General features: G+C 40.0%; 16 protein-coding genes. 3 read left to right on the forward strand and 13 right to left on the reverse strand.

The window, feature by feature from the left end; all coding sequences use genetic code 11:
• Position 1 precedes the first annotated feature (1 nt).
• From QGM71_RS09125 to QGM71_RS09155, 7 genes are all read right to left on the reverse strand, one after another.
• Entirely contained in the window at positions 2 to 1,681 is a 1,680-nt protein-coding gene (locus QGM71_RS09125; RefSeq protein ID WP_327607231.1) for a cbb3-type cytochrome c oxidase subunit I, read from the reverse strand.
• Between the two features lie 17 nt (positions 1,682 to 1,698).
• Positions 1,699 to 2,166: a cytochrome c oxidase subunit II gene (locus QGM71_RS09130; RefSeq protein WP_327607232.1), complete on the reverse strand. Its 468-nt coding sequence runs from the start codon at positions 2,164 to 2,166 to the stop codon at positions 1,699 to 1,701.
• Between the two features lie 20 nt (positions 2,167 to 2,186).
• A complete protein-coding gene (locus tag QGM71_RS09135) occupies positions 2,187 to 2,342 on the reverse strand; it encodes a hypothetical protein (RefSeq protein WP_327607233.1) in 156 nt (51 codons plus the stop codon).
• A 691-nt stretch (positions 2,343 to 3,033) separates the two neighbouring features.
• Positions 3,034 to 6,759 carry a helicase-exonuclease AddAB subunit AddA gene (addA, locus tag QGM71_RS09140; protein ID WP_327607234.1) on the reverse strand — a complete coding sequence of 1,242 codons (3,726 nt, stop codon included), beginning with the start codon at positions 6,757 to 6,759 and terminating at the stop codon, positions 3,034 to 3,036.
• Positions 6,743 to 10,249: a helicase-exonuclease AddAB subunit AddB gene (gene addB / locus QGM71_RS09145; RefSeq protein WP_327607235.1), complete on the reverse strand. Its 3,507-nt coding sequence runs from the start codon at positions 10,247 to 10,249 to the stop codon at positions 6,743 to 6,745. The genes addA and addB overlap by 17 nt, the downstream gene beginning before the upstream one ends.
• Before the next feature lie 275 nt (positions 10,250 to 10,524).
• Positions 10,525 to 11,076 carry a signal peptidase I gene (lepB, locus tag QGM71_RS09150; protein ID WP_327607236.1) on the reverse strand — a complete coding sequence of 184 codons (552 nt, stop codon included), beginning with the start codon at positions 11,074 to 11,076 and terminating at the stop codon, positions 10,525 to 10,527.
• Between the two features lie 57 nt (positions 11,077 to 11,133).
• Entirely contained in the window at positions 11,134 to 11,790 is a 657-nt protein-coding gene (locus tag QGM71_RS09155; protein WP_327607237.1) for a TVP38/TMEM64 family protein, read from the reverse strand.
• A gap of 225 nt (positions 11,791 to 12,015) precedes the next feature.
• Between QGM71_RS09155 and QGM71_RS09160 the strand changes: the two genes are divergently transcribed.
• On the forward strand, positions 12,016 to 12,408 hold the full coding sequence (locus QGM71_RS09160; protein ID WP_327607238.1) for a hypothetical protein: 393 nt from the start codon (positions 12,016 to 12,018) through the stop codon (positions 12,406 to 12,408).
• Here the strand turns inward: QGM71_RS09160 and QGM71_RS09165 are convergent.
• The 4 genes from QGM71_RS09165 to QGM71_RS09180 form a co-directional block, all read right to left on the reverse strand.
• Entirely contained in the window at positions 12,353 to 12,877 is a 525-nt protein-coding gene (locus tag QGM71_RS09165; protein ID WP_327607239.1) for a competence protein ComK, read from the reverse strand. The two genes, QGM71_RS09160 and QGM71_RS09165, sit on opposite strands and share 56 nt — an antisense overlap.
• A gap of 118 nt (positions 12,878 to 12,995) precedes the next feature.
• Complete coding sequence (locus QGM71_RS09170) at positions 12,996 to 13,139, reverse strand: hypothetical protein (protein WP_327607240.1); 144 nt, start codon at positions 13,137 to 13,139, stop codon at positions 12,996 to 12,998.
• Positions 13,140 to 13,813: 674 nt separating this feature from the next.
• Positions 13,814 to 14,809 carry a lipoate--protein ligase gene (locus QGM71_RS09175; protein ID WP_327607241.1) on the reverse strand — a complete coding sequence of 332 codons (996 nt, stop codon included), beginning with the start codon at positions 14,807 to 14,809 and terminating at the stop codon, positions 13,814 to 13,816.
• Positions 14,810 to 14,882: 73 nt separating this feature from the next.
• Positions 14,883 to 15,614 carry an MBL fold metallo-hydrolase gene (locus QGM71_RS09180; protein ID WP_327607242.1) on the reverse strand — a complete coding sequence of 244 codons (732 nt, stop codon included), beginning with the start codon at positions 15,612 to 15,614 and terminating at the stop codon, positions 14,883 to 14,885.
• Between the two features lie 100 nt (positions 15,615 to 15,714).
• Here QGM71_RS09180 and yhfH point away from each other — a divergent pair, with 100 nt between their 5' ends.
• Positions 15,715 to 15,843: a protein YhfH gene (gene yhfH / locus QGM71_RS09185; RefSeq protein WP_327607243.1), complete on the forward strand. Its 129-nt coding sequence runs from the start codon at positions 15,715 to 15,717 to the stop codon at positions 15,841 to 15,843.
• Positions 15,844 to 16,109: 266 nt separating this feature from the next.
• The gene (gene pepF / locus QGM71_RS09190; protein WP_327607244.1) at positions 16,110 to 17,930 is read left to right on the forward strand and encodes an oligoendopeptidase F; all 1,821 of its coding nucleotides are present in this window, start codon (positions 16,110 to 16,112) and stop codon (positions 17,928 to 17,930) included.
• Between the two features lie 364 nt (positions 17,931 to 18,294).
• Here the strand turns inward: pepF and hemY are convergent, their stop codons facing one another.
• Positions 18,295 to 19,695 (reverse strand): protoporphyrinogen oxidase, encoded by a 1,401-nt coding sequence (gene hemY, locus QGM71_RS09195; RefSeq protein WP_407703009.1) that lies wholly within the window; start codon positions 19,693 to 19,695, stop codon positions 18,295 to 18,297.
• The gene (gene hemH / locus QGM71_RS09200) at positions 19,695 to 20,630 is read right to left on the reverse strand and encodes a ferrochelatase (protein ID WP_327607245.1); all 936 of its coding nucleotides are present in this window, start codon (positions 20,628 to 20,630) and stop codon (positions 19,695 to 19,697) included. The genes hemY and hemH overlap by 1 nt, the downstream gene beginning before the upstream one ends.
• Between the last annotated feature and the right edge of the window lie 30 nt (positions 20,631 to 20,660).

Here is a 20,660-nt window from a genome sequence, read left to right on the forward strand (position 1 = left end):
ACTACCAGGTTTTGAATGGTGGTGATCCTGGAGGTGCATTCATGATCATGTCTACCACTGGTACAACATAACCCATCGCAATAATTGCGACCGCAATAACAATCCAAAGCCCCCAGCGTTCTGTCCATCCTGGTGTTTTATGTGCGTCATCTTCTGATTCTGCAATTGGAAATTCTGTATCCCCTTTTGGTGCTCTGAACATGAGATGGAATACGATATAAACCATGAGAACGACTCCTGCAAATAAAAGTGTTCCTCCTACTGCCAAAAACATCAAGTATGGATCCCAGCTTAATGCTGTTGCATTATCTCCATAAGTGGAGTAAGAAGTTCTTCTAGGTGAACCGAGAACACCTACCCAGTGCATGGCCCCGGACATAAAGAGCATACCTACCGCCCACATCCATGTCTGGATAATACCTAATTTATTTAATTTGGGTGTTAGCACACGTTTTGTTAAATGTGGTATCAACCAGTACATAACTCCGAAGAATGTCAATGCAACGGTTACCCCAACCGTTAAATGGAAGTGACCTACTACCCATAACGAATTATGAACTACTTGATTTAATTGGTTATTTGTTTGTGCAATTCCTCCCGCTCCAGCTGGAATAAATGCTATCATTGCAATTACTGGTGCCAAGAAGCGAACATCACCCCATGGTAATTTCTTAATCCAGCCCAATAATCCTTTCGCACCTTTTTTCCTTCCAGCACGCTCAAATACTGCGAACATTGCAAAGGCAGTCAGTAGTGATGGAAGTGAAATTGATAAGCTCATAAACACATGCATGAATTTGATTCCTTCTGTGATTCCAGGGTCAATTATTTGATGGTGAAAACCACCCGGGACGTTTAAAACAACAGATAGGATAACTACTAATCGTGCTAATGTGTCACTGAATAATCTTCCACCGATAAATTTTGGTACCGCAACATACCATGCAGAGACTGCTACTAAATACCAAACATTTACTGCAGTATGGCCAAATGACCAGAATAATGTTCTGCTTAGCATTACATTTACCGTTTCAGTCCATCCGAAAGCCCAAGGGATCAACATTAGAACTTCAACTGTAACACCAATACTTCCAAGAAATAAGAGAAGAAATCCCCCTACTGCAAAGAAAGAAAACAGTGGCAAATGTTGACCTTTGTTTCTTTTCTTCCAGCTGGCTGCGTTGATAAATACCCCAAGGGCAGCTAGCCAAATACCGAGTACCAGAAATACTAAACCGATATAGAACCAAGGAGATGCCTGCATTGGCGGGTAGAATGTGTACATAACAGACGCCTCGCCCATGAATACCGTTACAGCTACCATAACTACACCAAGCAGCATGGAACCTAATGCAACCCATGCCAGCTTCCTAACCTTGGGAAGAAGTCCCCCCAGTGTGTGGGACACTCCGGCGTAAAAATATCCGACCATAAACAAAGTAGTAAATACAAGTACTAAAAGAATCCCGTGTGCTGTTAAGACTTGATAATAATCGAGCCATACAGGTAATTCCAGAAGTCCTGCACGATTAAGCCCCTGAAGTAATCCTAGAGCTCCTCCAAGAAACAATACGATAAATGCTAATGATAAATAGGTTAACGAAATGCGCTTATCTTCTGGATTCATTCCTAATGCTTTATATGTTTTCTCTTTATACGTTTCTTTCACTGCTGTTTCCATTATATTTCCTCCCTCCTTTATTTAACCGTGATTGTCGTGCTCATTACCTGATGACCTGCACCACAATACTCATTACATAAAATTAAATATTCACCTGGTTCATTAAAAGTCTGTGAGATTTTCTGAATATGGCCTGGCATTACCATTGCATTAAGGTTTGTACCAGGTACCTGAAACCCGTGCACAACATCCTTTGAAGTCATTGTAAAGTGAACTTCCGCTCCAACAGGAACTTCAATCTGATTTGGACTAAAACCAAATGCCTGTAATGTCATAACAACTTCATATTCGTTATCTCCTATTTCAAAAACACCTGGATTATCAAACGGCGCCGTTTCATCTACTTTTTGCGGATCAATGGTTTCCGTATTACTTGGTGGTCCCATACCTAAGGCAAATGTTTGATACCCGGTAATTACCATTGATAGAATGAGAACCCCAACACTTAAGATCAGCCATATTTCCTCAGTTCGATGTAATTTCATTATTTTCCCTCCTTAAACTCTTAAACTCTTATCATGTAAACTACAAATAGTAATACGATAAAAAAGATAATTCCGCCTCCAACAAACACCAGTGAGGAAAACAAAGTACCTTTTAAGGAAGTTTCCTCATATTGATCTAACTTTTCTTCAGGGCTGTTAACTTTTGTTGCTTCCATTTAAATCACCCTCCTTGTTTATTTCTTACTTCTATCATATGTTGAAAGGCACTCTGTCAAAGTGAACTAAATCACACGGGCATGTGATTTTACTAACACAGTAAATTCATGATTATTATGTATTTCTTGTTAATTGTAAATGGCTGAATTTTAACAAAAACTCTTATTTTATGGCGTTACTCACGTATCTACGCTTTATAAAGTGTTAAACATCAGCAAGGGATAGCTTGCTGTCAGGTTCACTTATCCTGTGTAAATAATCAATAAATAATGGCGAATTAATGAACAATAATCAAACTGTTATTTCTCCCAAGAACAAAAGCGCAGAGCGCCCGGTTATCACCGTATGCGCTGAACGGAATCGTATGAGATATTAGTTAAAGGATGTTCGACAAGATCGCCACGTCCTTGAAAAAGAAAAGCACTTTTCCTGCGTGCGATGCATCTCACAGATGCTTTCCTTATCCTGTGGCATCGTCGAACTGACCTACATCCTGTATGCCCGAGTGTAACGAATTGGTTTATGTTGAGTTAGATTAAGAAGAGACCGGAAGGGCACTAGGTGATGGGCGCTTGGAGCTGGACGTGGCTGTTTAAGTGTGAGAATTAATTGCAACCAAAATTTCTTTCTTACCCATTAAAAAAAGCCACCTTCCTTAGTAGGAAAGTGGACCTTTTCAATTTATATTACTTATTTACTTGGTACTCTTATAAGCATCTGTTTAGCAAAGAAATACAGATATGTTTCTTTTACCGGCTGTTTCCATATTTGTTCAATGGCATGCCTGTATAGATTAAGCTGTGTTTCATATCTTTGCAGAAGTTTTTTTCTAACCAGGTCGGTTACTTCCTCATCGATTGCGTCTGTTTTATAATCCAGAATAATCCAGCCATCATCTTTTGGTATTACACAGTCAATAACCCCCTGAATTAATACTTGTTCATCTACAGGATTCGACCAGGAAGCATAGACCTTACTTGCAGGTAAGGAAAGACTGAATGGCACCTCTTGATATACTTCTGATACTTCCATCATATAAGAAGCAATATCTGTCTCATAAAATTTTTCGATAGCCTTGAAATTGATAATTTCTGCCTCTTCCCTTGTTAACATTTCCTTCTCTACTAAAGCCTCTACATGCACTTCAACTTCTTTACTTGTCAACTTCTTCATCGGAAGGTGCTGCATTACAGTATGCATAGCTGTACCCTTTTCAGCAGATGTAATCTTTTTTTCTTTCTGCATAAAGTTTGGCCTTTTTACGATTGGCGCCTGAAAAGGAGCAACGATCTGATCAGAGCTATAATCATCTTTCATTTCATGTTGACGTTTTATTTCCGTAACGGTTTGTTTTGCTCTGGAGCGTGCAGCCTCTGCAAATGGATAGTGATAGGAAAGCCGTTCATCAACTATTTTCTTCAATCGTTCATCTTGTACATCTACAGGCTGCCAGTTCACAATATTCTCCTGGAGGTGCAGATCTTCTTCTACCGTTGTTTCTTCCAGATTCGTCAAATAACTGCCATGCAGAATCGAAACATTCCATTTAGAAGGATCTATCTGGATTTCATCTAAAACTGCGTCTGCTATTTCCTCTGTTCTTAAAATTGCATTTTCCTTATGGCGAATCAGTGCAGGACCAACCCAATCCAAATAGGTCTTAGCGTCGATTCTGAAGTGAGCTGGCAGTACCCATTCAGCATGGTCGACCATTTTTTGCCACTTCTGTTGTTTTTTCTCAAATGAAGCGACATTTCCAACCATGACAAGCTTTTCTTTTGCTCTGGTGAGAGCTACATATAAAACACGTAATTCCTCTGCAAGCAGCTCCCTTGTTTTTTCCTGCTGTAAAGCATGGTAGAACAAGGTTGGATAAGTTATTCGTTTGACCGGATCAATAAATTTACTGGCAAATCCAAGGTCCTTGTGCAGCAAATACTTCTGTCTTAAATCCTGCAGATTGAACTGCTTATCCATCGCACCTAAGATCACAACTGGAAATTCCAGTCCCTTGCTCTTATGAATAGTCATAATCCGTACAACATCTTCCTGCTCACTTAGTGCTCTGGCAGACCCCAGATCATCGCCTCGTTCTTCCATTCGTTCGATAAAGCGCAAAAAGCGGAACAATCCCCGAAAGGATGTGGTTTCATAGCTTCGCGCACGATCATAAAGTGCACGAAGATTCGCTTGACGCTGCCGGCCGCCAGGCATCCCACCAACAAAGTCAAAGTAGCCTGTCTCTCGGTAAATCGCCCAGATTAATTCAGATAACGCACCTTGCCTGGAAGCTAAACGGAATTGATCGAGCATTTCAAGAAAATGATTCACATTTGCCGCTGACTCGCCTGTGTTCTCTCGATTGAATTGCTTCACTGCATCATAGAATGACTGATTTTTGCCTGCTAGACGAATCATAGCCAGATCATTCTCATTTAAACCGACAATCGGAGAACGCAGAACAGATGCTAGTGGAATATCTTGTCGCGGATTATCAATTATTTTTAAAAGGCTGATCATAATCTTTACTTCAATTGCTTCAAAGTAACCAGTCGAAAGCTCTGCATAGACCGGAATACCTTGTTTTTTCAATTCTTCAACAATTATTGGTGCCCACGGCATGGAACGCAGTAATATTACGACATCACGGTATTGTAAATCCCGCTGAACCTGAGATTCTTTATCAAAGACCTGCATTGGCTTTGTATCCTTGCTTCCAATCCATCCCTTAATCTTCTCCGCATATGCTCTTGCTTCTAATTGTGCTTTCTCTAAATCGCGGTAATCCTCGTCTTCAGTGCCATTTTCCTTTTCTTCATCGTCTGCTTCACGGTCAATAATCAATAGCTCTGGATGTGGGTCCGAATATGGTAATGTGTCATACATTTTATTACCATAAATAAGCTCTGCATTCGCATCATAATCAACCTCGCCCAGTTCTTCGTTAAGAATTTGTCTAAAGATATAATTTGCTCCAATTAAAACGTGTTCCCTGCTACGAAAATTGCTTGCTAAGTCAATCCGTTTCGCAGCATGGGCTTCATCGGCAAATGCTTTGTACTTCTGAATAAACAGGGATGGCTCTGCATGCCTGAATCGGTAGATACTCTGCTTTACATCCCCGACCATGAATCTGTTGCCGTCCCCCAGTTGATCGCTTATTAACGACAATAGCGTTTCCTGAACAAGGTTCGTATCCTGATACTCATCTATTAGCAGTTCACTGAACTTCTTTTGAAAATGGAGTGCAACTTTGGACGGAACTGGTTGATCTGTGGTTGATGATTCATCGACCAACAACTGTAAGCAATAATGCTCCAGATCAGAAAAATCAACGATCGCTTTTTCTCTCTTTTGTTCTGTGAATTTTACTTTGAACTGTTTTACTAATTCAGTAAGCTGCTTTATGATCGGTGCCAGCTCACGCATATCTTCAATATGGCTCGTCAGATTGCGGCTGAACCAACCTTTTTTCATATCATTCCAGCGTTTCTTATAGCTCTCTCGTAGTACCTTTACTCTTTCCTTTTTTCCTTCATCACAATCTGACTTCTTTGAGGAGAGCTTTACAAAAGAACTTGCAGTCATATAAGCCTGCAGGTCATCCCAGCTATCAAGATAGGCTAATGCCTCGTGCAATCCCGCCATATCTGCATCAATGGCATCGGCATATTGATAAGGACCATCGCTCTCTCTTGTAACATGCAAAGCCAGGGACATTTCCTGCTGCATCGCCTCAAACTGACTTTTCACTTCCCGTTTTATGATAGCTAACCAGTGCAGATCTGCCTCCTGCCATTCTTCTGGAACTTCATATTCTCTAGCCAGTTGATCAAGCCAATGATCCGGCCAAGGGTTTTGTACAGCAAATGTATACAACTTTAAAATCAGATCTTCGACTTCTACATCACTTCGGTCGCTTGAAAAACGATCCACAACAGCAAAGAAGCGCTTCTGTATTTCCCCTTCTGTTCCATACCATTCTTCAAATAGATCCTCCATTACTTCCTGCTTAATCAAATCTGTTTCCATATCATTGGCAATTCGAAAAGCAGGATCGATATCCAGCAGATAGGCATATTGTCTTACAACTTCCAGACAAAACGAATGAAAAGTAGTTATCGATGCCCGTTGAAGCAGGGATAATTGCTTTTTCAAATGCAGGGATGCCGGATCTTCCGCCAATGCTTTATCCAATGCTGATCCCACCCGGTTACGCATCTCCTGCGCAGCAGCATTAGTGAATGTTACGACTAGTAATGAGTCAATATCAACGGGTGTTTCTTTGTTAAGCAATTTTTGAATAATCCGTTCTACTAAAACTGCTGTCTTCCCTGAACCGGCTGCTGCTGCAACCAAAACGTCTTTTCCCCCTGTATAAATTGCTTCTTCCTGTTCTTTAGTCCAGTTTACCATGGGGTTCCTCCTCTCCTCTTATTTTCTCCAGCACTTCATCTTCTTTCATATCTTTCAGCTTACGGTAGGTATTATTTTCGAGAAGCGGATCAAACTGACAGACAGCATGAAACGGACAGTACGTACAAGCAGTATTCTGCTTATGCTGATATGGGTTCAAGTGAACGCCCCCACCTGTCATATCAATTCCAGCTTGCTTCATTAGTTGATGTACATGGGTTTGCAGGTTGGAAAACGTTTCATTATCTGCGATCTTAGAACTGTTATAGAAACCGCCATTTTTCTTCATACCTGCTGGAACAATTTGACTTGTCCCTGACTCTAGATTTGTATCCATCAGTTTGACAACATCTTCGTTTGAAAGCAATAGCCCTTGCATTTTATATTTTTTAAAAATCTCATACTCAATCTCTTGATCTTCCATCTTTTGTTTTCCGGAAATCATTGGATTATGAACGTGGAAGTACAGTACACCGGCAGGACTTGCTTTTGCACCAAGCCACTGTTCGGAATGGGACAATACCACATCCAAGTAGGTTAGCATCTGGAGCGCGAGCCCATAATACACTTCTACTAGATTCAAACCTTTAGCGCTTGATTTATAATCTATAATTCTTAAAAACAAGGAATCTGCATTCAACGCTTTATCCACTCGGTCGATCCGGCCGCGTAACATTAATTCGTATCCGTTAGGCAAGGACATCGTTAATGGGGGAAGCGTTTGATCCGTACCGAAACCCAGCTCTAAACCAATCGTAGAAAAATTACTTTGCCTTGCTTGCTCACTCAATACATAGGCGGCGCGAGCGATAACCTCTTGAAGCTTTTGCTGAATGTACTTATACCTGTTTGAGCTATGCAAAATTTGATGCTGCAATATTGGTGCTAAGCTTGTAACAGCCTTTTCTGCATACGCATCTGTCTCAGCTTTGTTTAATTGGGAGAAATCCCTCCCGTCCAGCTGAATCCATTCCGTGATGGTCTTTAACGCCTCATGAAAAAGATTGCCGATATCAGGTGCATCCAATTTATACGTTTTACGCTCATCCAGTCCCAAGCTGTACTTAGCAAAGTGCTGGTAGGAGCAGCGGTAATACGTCTCTAATCTGGACACACTGGCTTTTACTTGTTTTGGATACAACTCTTTTACTGTTTCTGTTGATAGATCAATCGGCTTATTCTGATAATATAAGCTTTGCAGAACATTGTAGGTTGTACTGCTTTTGGGATGATGTTCCACATACCAATTCAGGACATGCCACCAAACCGGCTTAACTGGATAGCCTTTTCTATTCCGCGCTAATTGTGAAGTTAACGCTGACCTTGTCTTTACAGGTGTCGTTATAAATCGGTCCGCTTCCACCAATTCATCTGGATCCTGTAATAAGATATGATCACAACAAACTGGAAACAGCTCTTCCAAACGACCTATCAGTTGGGAAGGCATTTTTGTTTTTCCTTCTTCATCACTTAATGGATAGCTTACCCATAACCTGTCTTTTGCTGCAGTGAAAGCAATATACATATAAAACCAATCATCCAGCAGTTGACGCCTGCTGCTTTCAGCTAACCGAAGGCCATGACCGGCCAACAATTCTCTTTCCCGCTCATTAATCATTCCATCCGCCGGTGGCTTCATAGGCCAAACACCATCACTAACTCCCAGCAGAAATCCATTCTTTATACCACTTATTCTTGAGCGGTCAATTGTACCAACAATGACATGGTCAATACTTGGTGGCACATGAGAAAATTTCAATGTCTCAAAACCAGCATCCAAGGTAGAACGGAAGGTGGTTAATGTCATTTTCTCTTCTCCAGCCATTTCTACAATTTCATCAAACAGCTGAATAACTGCATTCCAGACCTGCTCCTGCTCTCTTCCTTTTTCAATTTCCCCATGTTCATCGAACTGTTCTCTCATTTTTTCTAAACGGCTGGGAGCACCAATGCTTTCAAGCAATGTATAGGTAACTTCACATAGTTCCTCCACCGTTTTCACTTTTCTTATTTTCTCATCAAAAGGCTGCAGCATAGTGACTACCTGTTTTCGATACCTGTTAATTCGCGTTTGTGTTTCTCTTTCCGAATCTGTTTGGGTCGCCTTGTCAAAACCGCGAAAGCGCTGAAATACCCATTCCCTGTCACCGCTCCATCTTTCTCTGGAACGTATACCATATTCGAGCACGTAATTTTCCAATTCATCAATAGCATCATCCGTCAACGGATATTCTTGATCAGACGGTGGAATAAACCCGGTTTTCAGTACGCGGAAAATAGCATCATATCGCCAATTTCCTTCCACTACATCTAACATGGAACGAATGAATTCAATCAAGGAGTGGTTAAGCATGGTACGCTTTTCATCAATAAAAACAGGAATACCATAATCACTGAAGATCGTCTCAATCAAATCATGATATATATCCGTCTGTCTGATAAAGACAGCCATATCCCGAAAACGGTATCTCTCCTCTCGGACGAGGCGGGTTATCTCCTGGGCAGCTCCCTCTACCTCAGCACGTGGATGAACTGCTTCTGCAATTTGCAGTGGCACTTCCCCCTCATACGCTTTGGCGGGTCTTACATCAAAATTACGTTCTAAATGAGCAAAATACGGCCTCTCTTTAAATTTCCCATTAGCCAGGTCAAACCGAATTGGTTCTTCTATTGTAATTTGATTTTCCTGTGCCATTTGTTGAAGCACATGGTAGGTTTCTGTTGTCTGGTAAAATAGATCCAGTTCAGAAACCGAATCGCTGTCTGGCTTATCTAATGTCAATGTTATCGAGACCCGGCTGCACTTTTTCATTAATGCTTCCACTACAATTAATTCTTTGGGTGTAAACCTGTGAAAGCCATCAAAGTAAATTTCCGCATCATCAAGCAAAGCAGCTTCGTCAATCTTATCCGCCAGTAACTGCAATTGATCTTCACTATCTATGTAGTTATCCCGCAAAGCTAGTGTGAGTTTTTCAAAGATATATACTAAATCATCCAGTTTATCAGCTAACGCCTCCTCACCAGTCTCCTTGTGTACATAACTCTTTAACTGTTCCATCTGCAAATGAAGCGTTTCAGGAGTAATATCATAACGTTTAAATTCGGTAATCATTTTTTCCAGCTGATTTAAGAATCCCTGCTTCTCCATCGCCTTTTGAAAAACACGCCATTCCCCTTGTTTTTCCTCAATAATTTTCCGTAGCATCATTTGGATTCCGACCGAGCTGATAAATTGCCTTGTACTCCCCCCGGTTTCCTGCAGGACACGCCATGCCAGTCGGGAAAAGCTAACAACCTGTGCACGAATACTACCTTCTACAGCTTCATCATTAAATAAGGCATACTCTTGTTGAAATGTCATTTGATCTGGAACAATATAAAATAGTGGAGGACCTTGTGGATTTTGTATCAATCTTTCTTTAATTTCATCTAACGTTCTGCCGCTTTTGCCTGTTCCGGCTCTCCCTAGCATAAATCGGAGTCCCATTGACAACCCTCCATTCGTTTAATCAAAAAGATTGGGACTGTACATGCAATTACTCGTCCCATCGAAAACATTTGTTACTTTTTTCAAAAAATGAATCTTAATAGTTGTTTATATAAACTGCAATGTATGAGTAGTCATTCAAAAACAGAGCTTATCTCGCTCTATTTTATCAAAGATAAGGCAAAACTTCATTAAATGGACATTACTCCTAAACGCAACACAAAACCCCCACTGTTAATTACAGTGAGGGGTAGCTCATTTAAACTATGCTAAAGCTAGTCACTAAAAGTTAAACGCACCTGGGAAATTGGCCAATACTGTATTCCCACTTTCCCAACGAGCTGATCTGCAGATATAAAACCAAATGAACGGCTATCCAAACTTGCTGTTCGATTATCGCCCATTACAAATAATTTACCTTCTGGCACTTCTTTCTTTCCTGTTATTTTCTCTAATGTAAAGCTGTTTGTATACGGCTCTGTGTCATTAGCCAGTACAAAGGAAGCGATAAACTCTTCTTCAACATATTCGCCATTCACATAAAGTTTATCATCTTTATACTCGATTTGATCACCAGGCAAGCCAATTACCCGTTTCACATAATCATCTTCCGTATTAGCATGAAATACAATTACGTCAAAACGATCCACTTCTTTTAAATCATAAATAACTTTATTTACCATCAATAAGTTTCCGTCATATAATGTCGGTTCCATCGACTCACCATCTACTACATAACTTGCAAACAAAAATGAACGGAAAAACATTGCTAGAACTACCGCCAATAGAATTACAGGGATAAGTTTACGCAAATTAAATTTTTTCATCCTACCATTTCCTCCAGGGGTTTTATCTATCACCATGATACCCTGTTTACCGGTGTTTTAACCCTTTTCGAAGGTGGACTTATCTTTTAGTAATGCTTTTTTTTGCAATCTTTTTTCAATATACTTGCCTATTATCCAAAAGAGGATGATACCAACACCAACTACTATTGTCTTAACGGGGTTCTTTGCGAATTCAAAAATACTGGAACCAATATAGGCAATCGAGAAAATCATTACAGATTTACCCAGTATCGTTGCAAGGATAAACTGCTGCGTACTAATCTTCGATAAACCAGCAACAACATTAATGACAGCAGATGGTGAAAAGGGAAAACACATTAAAAGAAAGAGTGGACCAAAGCCATGTCTCCCTAGCCATGCCGTTACCTTCTTCACTTGTTTATTTCTTCGTATCACTACAAATAAACGTTTGTCACCAAGTCTGCGGATAATTAAGAACACCATGATAGCACCAACGCTCGCACCCGCCCATGATAATAGAAATCCTTCCAGTAATCCGTAGGCTGCGGCATTTGCAATAACAAAAACAACTAATGGCAAAAAGGGAAGAAAGGCTTCGATAAACGGCAATAATATTCCTGGTAACGGACCAAGTGCCTCGTAATCACTGAGTAATTGCAGTATATTTTCATTTAATCGATCATCTTCTAGCATGTTTTTCCAATCATATGCATTGCTGTTTAGTAAGTACATTTAGCTTAAAATCTCCTTATTCATATATACAAACTTATTTAATTAAATACTCCATTCTTACTCTAACTACCTTTATTTTAATGCAAACGAGTAAATAAGCAAAGTGAGAACAGAGATTCAGCCACTTTCTTTCCATTCCCATAAATTTTCATTGTATTTTTCCTGCAAACTATCATATACTAGAACAATAAGAACAAACGTTCGATTTATGAAAGGAGTTTCAGCATGCGGTACCTTCGTGATGAGGAGTTAGAATTAGCTTTAAGATTTCTTTTTCTTTCGATGGCAATGGTCGTGATTCGACAAGATATAGTTCACATCCAAAAAGGGTCTTTCAGAATTAAAGAACCTTATATGTTACTTTTGGAGAAAATGAACGCAGACGCAGCAAACGAACGCAAATACGTTAGAAAAATGATGGAAAAGAAAAACATACGTGTTACAACACTTAATAAAAATGATTCCTTCTCAACATTTCTATTTACTTGCCAAGGCTTGGAAGAAAAACGAAATTACTTTAATCCTGTAATACGAAAGAAAGTCGAAGTGATTATTAAAGAGCTCATGCGAAGGGCTCTGGTGCCAACTCAGCAACACTATGCTTCTGCAGAAATCTGATTCGATTGTCAAGTAGATAGCGATATTGTGCAGTACGCTGAATCTGATTCAAAATAGACCCATAAGAGCTCTCTACTAAAATCGATTTACCATTTTTAAAAACTATTTCCGTTCGGTGATTTGCCCCCTTATTCACTTTATCAATATGGGAATGAGCGATCCATGAGCATTTGGAGTTTTTCGGAGATGAAGTAGGAAAAAAATACATGCCACTGGAGGGATCCACCGAGATTGGCGCTTTATGGGTAATGCCACAGATATCTCTCGTTCCTTCTTGCCTGCCTTTTAGACTTGCACCGAAAAACTTGCAGGCATGATCCATAATTTTGCTTGGAGAACTGCGAATAACATATTCTTCCTGCTCTTCTAACACACAGGTACTTGTCGTTCCATCTAATCCACGCTGTGCTACTATAGCCATTGTCAAGGGGGTGATTTCATGTGACGGGGAATATAAATCGGTTATCAATATTTTCATCCTTTCGTGTTGAAACGAAAAGAAAGTGGGCTTAATAACTAATTTATCAGATAACTAGTCAAAAAGATACATAAAACTCCTTTTTTTGATAATTAAAGTCATTTATTATTTATGAGCTTAAATCCTCGAATTGTATTCTTATTTCATTATTTTCTACTATCACATGCTCATCAAACAAATCTTCATTAACATGAAAATCCGGGTTAAGTAATGTAAATGTGTCTAGTTCAAGTTCTCTCTTCTGCTCTTTCATTTATTCAGCTCCTTTTATCCATTTAGTGTGCCTGAAAATGGTGGTGTTCATACTTCTATAAAAGAACAAAAGCGCGGGGTGCCCGTTTAGGGACGTACGGACTGCGCCCGCGCACCCGAGGGTGGGTCGACGTTGCCGCTCAGGAGCGGCGTACTTAGTCGATCTTCCCCTGCCGCAGGAGATTCACTCCAAAGTATAAGATTCACTTAGACTTTCGCCATTCCTGGCGATAAGTCAAGTTCATAGCGCTGGTTTTTGCGCTACATGAATGACCAAAAGGAAACAAGCTCACTTCTTTGGGTATGCCGGCGCCTGAGCACAAGCCCGGTTTTAGTCGGCCTTCCTTATCTGGAGGAAGCCGATGTTGACTTAGATTACGGAGGTGAAGGAAGTCTCGCTAGTACCTGGGCGCTGGCCGATGAAAACGCCACGTCCTTGAAAAAGAAAAGCACTTTTCCTGCGTGCGATGTATCTCACAGATGTCTTCCTTATCCTGTGGCTTCATCGGCACTAGGACGTCCTGGGACTGCGCACTGCTCGTCCCACCGAAAACATTTGTCCGTCGAAGCTGGACGTGGCTGTTTAAGTGTAAGAATTAATTGCAGCCAAAAATTTTATGCTTTCTTACCTTTTAAAAAGACAGCTTCACTAAGTGAGCTGTCCGTGACATATTATTAATACAGTAAGTTTATAAAGTCTTCTTTTGAAATTTTCCCCAGATAATGTGGTACATCTACATCAGTCAGAGCTTCTTCAATAGCCTTGCGCTCGTGACGTATGCCAGATAGTTTATCTTCAATAACCTGTACATCACCAACACCAAAGAAGTCACCATAAATTTTACAGTTTTCGATCATTCCTTTTTTCACGTCCAGGCGAACATCTACCAGCCCTGCATCAAATTTATGGGACTCTTGAATATTAAACGATGGGGATTTCCCATAATTCCAATCCCAATTCTGGTAGCGTTCTTGAGAGATTCTCTGTATGTTTTCCCAGTCTTCGTCCGATAATTCATAACGTGGAACATCCTTCAGATCTTCAACTTCAAAAACATGACGTAATATAATTTCCTTGAATTCATCCATTGTAATTTCTTTGTTAAGAAACTCCGAGATATTAGCGACACGGCTGCGAATGGATTTGATACCCTTCGACTTAATCTTCTCTTTATTAACTTTTAATGCAGAAACAACATGTTCAATTTCTGAATCCAGCATTAATGTTCCATGACTGAACATCCGGCCTTTCGTTGAAAACATGGCATTACCGGAAATCTTGCGGCCATTGGCTGCCAGGTCATTTCTTCCCTGCAGTTCTGCTGGAACCCCTAACTTATTTAAGGCTTCCACCATTGGTTGTGTGAACTTAGCAAAATTTTGAAAGCTGTTTCCGTCATCCTTTGTAATAAAACTGAAATTCAGATTCCCTTCATCATGGTACACCGCTCCTCCACCTGATAAGCGGCGTACTACTTTTATTCCATTTTCATCCACATACTCTGTATTAATTTCTTCAATTGTATTCTGATTTCGGCCAACTATGATCGAAGGTTCATTAATGTAGAATAATAGATATGTATCCTCCTCTCCAAAGTTCTGCAGTACATATTCCTCTAATGCCAAATTAATATAAGGATCTGTAATTCCTTTGTTATCTATAAATTTCATCTGACAGTACCTCCTAGTTTTCATTCCACTACTAGTTTAATGCAACTAAATGGGGGAATCAAAAGATAGACTCCTAAGTGGACCAAACCAATCCTTCTTCAGCTAGTTGGATGCCCCCTCCAAAACAGTGCTTCGCCTCTTCAACTAATTGAAATGGATCACCGTATTGCGGCAAGTGACTTAAAACTAAATCTTTTACATTTGCTCTGGATGCAATGGTTGCTCCTTCCTTACTTGTCATGTGGCCAGCTTTAGATCCATCCTGTGCTGCATAAAAATTACAATCGGTTATCAACAGATCAGCATTTGATGCAAAATCAATCCATTCCTCTTTATAGGTAGTATCGGCTGTATAAACAATTACACTTTGCCCATCATATATTCTCATACCATAGCACGGCACAGGGTGATTCGTTTTCAGAAAAGTAATCGAGAAGGGACCCACCTTTAATGTATCTGCAGGATCATAAGCTATCCCTCTCGTATACTCATGCGTTAATGATTCAAATCCCTTCTTATCTTCACTGTGACCGTATATAGGTAAAATTGTATGATGACCTGTCAGATAGTATTGAACAAGCCTTGCATATTGTAATACACCTATATCCGCTACATGATCATGGTGATAATGCGAAATGATGACCGCATCCAATTCCGTTACCTGCTTATAATTTTGTAATTTCGATAACGCTCCGCTCCCTGCATCAATTAAAAGAGAATAATTATCCTTTTCAACTAAATAGGCCGATGTTGCGCCGTTTGGTGCAGGATAGCCTCCCCAACACCCAATTACCGTTAATTTCATTAAAAACACTCCTTTTTTTAAAATTTGTTGTAACACACCATTGACAAAATGAATACTGTTATAATACAATGTAATTAATTCATTAACGAGGAGGATACACATGATAAACGTCGTTGAGTTCTTTAAAAATTTACCTAAGAAAAAATGTAGGCAGTGTGGGCACGACATGCATGAAAAAGCTGATTGCTACGGTAACTTATGTGACGAATGTGATCATCCAGCGAGATAAGCTACTAATACAATTAAAAACAGATTGTTCCTACAGTTAATTATCCAGTATTATATAGAGTAACTGTACTACAACACTATACTTTCTTTCTACTAACAGCTATTAGTATAGCTGTTAGTTTTTTGCCTTCTATACATAGCTCTCCAGTGAATATAAATTCCAACCCCAATATTGCAGCTGATTTCTGAAAAATCATATCATTCCACTAGTTTTTATATTATAATTACTTAGAGTACCGAAGTAATTAGCCGAAAGGGGATTTAAAAATGAGTGTAAAATCAGCACCAACCAAAAGATGGAACCGTTCTGAAGTACCTGTGGATCAGACTTGGGATTTAAAAGATTTATTTACATCTGAAGAGACTTGGCTGGAAGAGTTAAAGGCAATTCAGCAAGATGTCGGCGATGTAATACAATATAAAGGAAAATTGGGTAACGATGCTTCCACATTAGTAAACTGTCTTTCCACAATGGAAAACTTTGAAAAACGAGTTATTCGGGTAGCTACCTATGCCAGCTTACGCTCTAACGCTGATGGTACTGATCCAAATAATCAACGCGATTCAGCAAAAGTATCCTCCGCATTAGCTGGAATTGGTACAAAGCTTTCCTTTGTTCAATCTGAACTGCTAACTCTTTCTAATGAGAAGATAGATCAATATCTAGAGGAGAATTCTGAGTTAAAGACCTATCAGAAAATGCTTCTGGATATATTAGAAAAGAAACCGCACACGTTGTTACCTGAAATTGAAGAAACTCTAGCCGCACTGAGTGAAGTACATAGTGCTCCATATATGATTTATCAGCGGAGCAAATCATCAGACATGGTATTCGATTCTATTGAAGGTGAGGACGGATCCGAGCTGCCTATGTCATTCGCTTTATATGAAGACCGTTACGAGCTTTCTCCAAATCCAAAGACACGCCGCGATGCATATGATTCTTTTATTAAAACATTAAATCAATATAAAAATACGTATGCAGCAACCTATGCAACAGAGATCACTAAGCAAGTAACAACAGCTAAATTACGTTCCTATGAATCAGTTACGGATATGCTATTGCAATCCCAACAGGTGACGAAGGAAATGTACAACAATCAATTGGACGTAATTCAAGATGAATTAGCACCACATATGCGCCGCTACGCTAACTTGTTAAAAGAAAAGCTCGGTCTTTCCGAGCTGCGTTATTCTGATTTAAAAGCACCATTAGATCCAGAATTTAATCCAGAAACAACGTACGAGGAAGCTACGTCCACTATTCTTGAAGCATTGGAAGTTATGGGGCCTGAATACAGTGAAATAATGGAAAAAGGTATTAATGATCGCTGGGTGGATCATGCTGATAATGTTGGGAAATCCACTGGTGCTTTTTGTGCAAGTCCATATGGCGTGCATCCATATATTCTAATCACATGGACAGATACCATGCGCGGAGCTTTTGTACTGGCACATGAATTAGGTCATGCGGGACATTTCTATCTTGCAGGTAAAAACCAATCCTTGGTAAATACACGTCCTTCCACCTACTTTGTAGAAGCACCATCCACTTTAAATGAGTTGCTATTAGCTAATCATTTAATGGAAAAAACGGATGATAAGCGAATGAAACGGTGGGTAATCACACAATTATTGGGAACCTACTACCATAATTTTGTTACTCACTTATTAGAAGGTGAGTTCCAACGCCGTGTTTATACCCTCGCTGAGGAAGGTACACCTTTAACAGCAAACGTATTATCAGAGCAAAAAAGAAATGCTCTGGAGAACTTCTGGGGTGATTCAGTAGCATTTGATGAGGGGGCAGGACTAACATGGATGCGCCAGCCCCATTATTATATGGGATTATATCCATACACCTATTCTGCCGGCTTAACGGTATCCACTGCTATGGCCGCAAAGATTCAAAAAGAAGGAAAACCAGCAGTTGAACGCTGGTTGGATGTTTTGCGATCTGGTGGCACGCTAAAACCACTTGAATTAATTAAAAAAGCCGGTGTTGATATGTCAAAAACCGATGCTATAAAAGAAGCAGTAGCGTTTGTCGGAACACTTGTAGACGAATTGGAAAAAAGCTACAAATAAAAATTAACTAACGAGGCTGGGACATAACTAAATGGGAAGAATGAGAATCCGAACAATCGGAACTTAGCGTAGGCAAAATACGCAGACTCCTGTGGGAACAGCACGAGCTGAAGATCCACTGTGTGAAGTGCTCTTCTTCACACAGTTAGCTGAAGCCGTGCCCACGGAAAGCGAAGTATTTTGCAGAAGCGGTACATTTGCTCAGGCGTTAATGTTCGGATTTTCCTGAATAATTCCTCTTTTGTCCCTCGTTTTAAGTTCTTATGTATAACGTGCATTTTGCATGCTTATTTGGAATCAAAATAAAAGAAAACCGGCTCCAAGTGAATTAATATTCACTCGGAAGCCAGCACATTAGTCACAATTATCCTTTTAAAAAATCCAATACTTCGGCAACTGCTTTTTCACCTTGGTCTATACAATCAGGCAGGCCAATACCTTCAAATGAGCTTCCTGTTAAGAATACACCAGGCAAATGCTCACTCGCTTTGTCTCTCACCTTTGCAATACGCTCTTTATGTCCCACCGTATACTGTGGCATTGCATTTTTCCATCTTGTAATTACACTGAATTCTGGTTCAACAGTTATGTTCATGGTTTTATTGAGATCTTTTAATACTATTTCAACAATTTCATCATCGGATAAATTAACAACTTCCTGGTCATCAGGCCTTCCTACATAGCATCGTAACAGCACTTTGCCTTCCGGAGTAGTTGCTGGCCACTTTTTGTGTGTCCATGTACAAGCTGTTATACGATGATCACTATTACGTGAAACAACAAACCCTGTGCCGTCAATGGCCTTCTTGATTGCTGATTTATCAAATGCTAGGGCAACATTTGCTACAGATGTTGCAGGTACTTCCTTAAATACCTTAAAGAATTCATACTGACTGAACATTTTTGGCAAGGTGTAATGAGGTGTCGCCATAATAACAGCGTCAGCCTTATACACTTCTCCATTACTCAATAACAAGTGATAGCCATGCTTCTTCTTCTCCACATGATCAACTGCAGCATTGATGGAAATGGTGCCATCTTCTATCGTTTGCTCTAAACTCTCTACTAATGACTCCAGCCCATTTTTAAATGAATAAAACATGCCTGGCTTTTTCCCAGTGGACTTCTTAGCTTTCGGAATTGTTTTCTGTAGCCCTTTAATCAGACTGCGGTGCTCCCGCTCCAGTTGATAAAAGTTAGGGAATGTAGCCATTAAGCTCATCTCGTCAATATCACCCGCATAAATTCCCGATAATAATGGTTCTATCAGATTTTCTACCAATTCATCACCAAAACGGTGGCGAAAGAATTGACCAAGGGACTGATCACTTACCTCTTTGCTTCTTGGTAAAATAAAATCAAAGCCGGCTCGCAGTTTTCCAACCGGTGAAAAAATTCCTGAAAATAAAAATGGCCGCACTTGTGTCGGGATGCCCATGAAAGCTCCACTGGGCATTTTATGCAGCTTGTTTCGAACTAAAATATACGATTGACCTGTGCCATTGCGAACCAGTTGATCTGTCATACCTAGTTCTTCAGCAAGCTTTACAGCTGGCTTCTTTCTTGCAAGAAATGAATCGGGGCCCCGCTCAATTGTAAAACCATCGCGCTTTACCGTCTTAATTTTTCCACCTAAATGATCACTTGCCTCAACTAGCTTAACCTTATGGGGAAGGTTATGTCTTTTAATCTCTTTTTGTAAATAATAGGCGGCAGATAAGCCTGTTATTCCGCCACCTACAATTACGATAGTTTTAGTTTCCATTACGATTCACGCTTTACCTTTTTTAACACAACTTGCGCTAGAGTATCAATAAACAAGGGATTTACGTTAGGCATTTCTGGACGGTAATAGTTTGCGCCTATCTCATCACATACAACTTTACATTCATAATCATTATCAAACAGAACTTCTAAGTGATCAGAGATAAAACCAACTGGTGCGTATACAAAGGAACGGTATCCTTTTTGCTCAAACAGGTCCCGTGTTAAATCCTGTACATCCGGACCCAGCCACGGATCAGGTGTATTACCTTCACTTTGCCAGCCGATTTCATAGTTTCTAATTCCTGTTTGCTCAGAAATCAGCCTTGCTGTTTCTTCAAGCTGTTCAGGATATGGGTCGCCATTTTGCAGAATTTTCTCCGGCAGACTATGCGCAGAAACAATAAGAACTGCCTTTTGCTTCTCTTCTTCTGTCATTTGACCATATACACCAGTGATCTGGTCTGACCAGTATTTAATAAACCCGGGCTCGTCATACCAGCTTTCAACAGAACCAATTTGGATATCATATTTAGCTGTTTCATCATTCGCACGTTGATTGTATGACTGCACACTAAAGGTTGAATAATGTGGAGCGAGTACGAGAGAGACTGCCTGCTTTATTCCGTCTTTAGCCATCTCCTCAACTGCATCCTCAATGAATGGTTCAATATGTTTTAAACCAATATACGCTTTAAATTCATATTCATCCTGCGCAGCATTCAAGTTTGCCTCTATCGCTTTTGTTTGCAGTTCTGTTATTCTTGCCAGCGGGGAGATGCCACCAATGGCTTTATAACGGTCTTTTAAATCCTGCAGGGCGTCCTCTGCCGGCTTTCTTCCATGACGAATATGTGTATAGTAACGTTCAATATCTTCTTCCTTGTATGGTGTTCCATATGCCATTACAAGTAAACCCATCTTTTGTTTTCCCATTTTCAGCACCTCTTTTTGAAAATTCACTTC

Origin of the sequence: Virgibacillus tibetensis, assembly GCF_036026595.1 — a bacterium.
Classification (GTDB): domain Bacteria; phylum Bacillota; class Bacilli; order Bacillales; family Amphibacillaceae; genus Virgibacillus_P; species Virgibacillus_P tibetensis.

Coding starts and splice junctions, on each gene's coding strand:
- QGM71_RS09125 (WP_327607231.1), bottom strand. CDS start 1,681: ATGGAAACAGCAGTGAAAGAAACGTATAAAGAGAAAACATATAAAGCA.
- QGM71_RS09130 (WP_327607232.1), bottom strand. CDS start 2,166: ATGAAATTACATCGAACTGAGGAAATATGGCTGATCTTAAGTGTTGGG.
- QGM71_RS09135 (WP_327607233.1), bottom strand. CDS start 2,342: ATGGAAGCAACAAAAGTTAACAGCCCTGAAGAAAAGTTAGATCAATAT.
- addA (WP_327607234.1), bottom strand. CDS start 6,759: ATGGTAAACTGGACTAAAGAACAGGAAGAAGCAATTTATACAGGGGGA.
- addB (WP_327607235.1), bottom strand. CDS start 10,249: ATGGGACTCCGATTTATGCTAGGGAGAGCCGGAACAGGCAAAAGCGGC.
- lepB (WP_327607236.1), bottom strand. CDS start 11,076: ATGAAAAAATTTAATTTGCGTAAACTTATCCCTGTAATTCTATTGGCG.
- QGM71_RS09155 (WP_327607237.1), bottom strand. CDS start 11,790: ATGTACTTACTAAACAGCAATGCATATGATTGGAAAAACATGCTAGAA.
- QGM71_RS09160 (WP_327607238.1), top strand. CDS start 12,016: ATGCGGTACCTTCGTGATGAGGAGTTAGAATTAGCTTTAAGATTTCTT.
- QGM71_RS09170 (WP_327607240.1), bottom strand. CDS start 13,139: ATGAAAGAGCAGAAGAGAGAACTTGAACTAGACACATTTACATTACTT.
- QGM71_RS09175 (WP_327607241.1), bottom strand. CDS start 14,809: ATGAAATTTATAGATAACAAAGGAATTACAGATCCTTATATTAATTTG.
- QGM71_RS09180 (WP_327607242.1), bottom strand. CDS start 15,614: ATGAAATTAACGGTAATTGGGTGTTGGGGAGGCTATCCTGCACCAAAC.
- yhfH (WP_327607243.1), top strand. CDS start 15,715: ATGATAAACGTCGTTGAGTTCTTTAAAAATTTACCTAAGAAAAAATGT.
- pepF (WP_327607244.1), top strand. CDS start 16,110: ATGAGTGTAAAATCAGCACCAACCAAAAGATGGAACCGTTCTGAAGTA.
- hemY (WP_407703009.1), bottom strand. CDS start 19,695: ATGGAAACTAAAACTATCGTAATTGTAGGTGGCGGAATAACAGGCTTA.
- hemH (WP_327607245.1), bottom strand. CDS start 20,630: ATGGGAAAACAAAAGATGGGTTTACTTGTAATGGCATATGGAACACCA.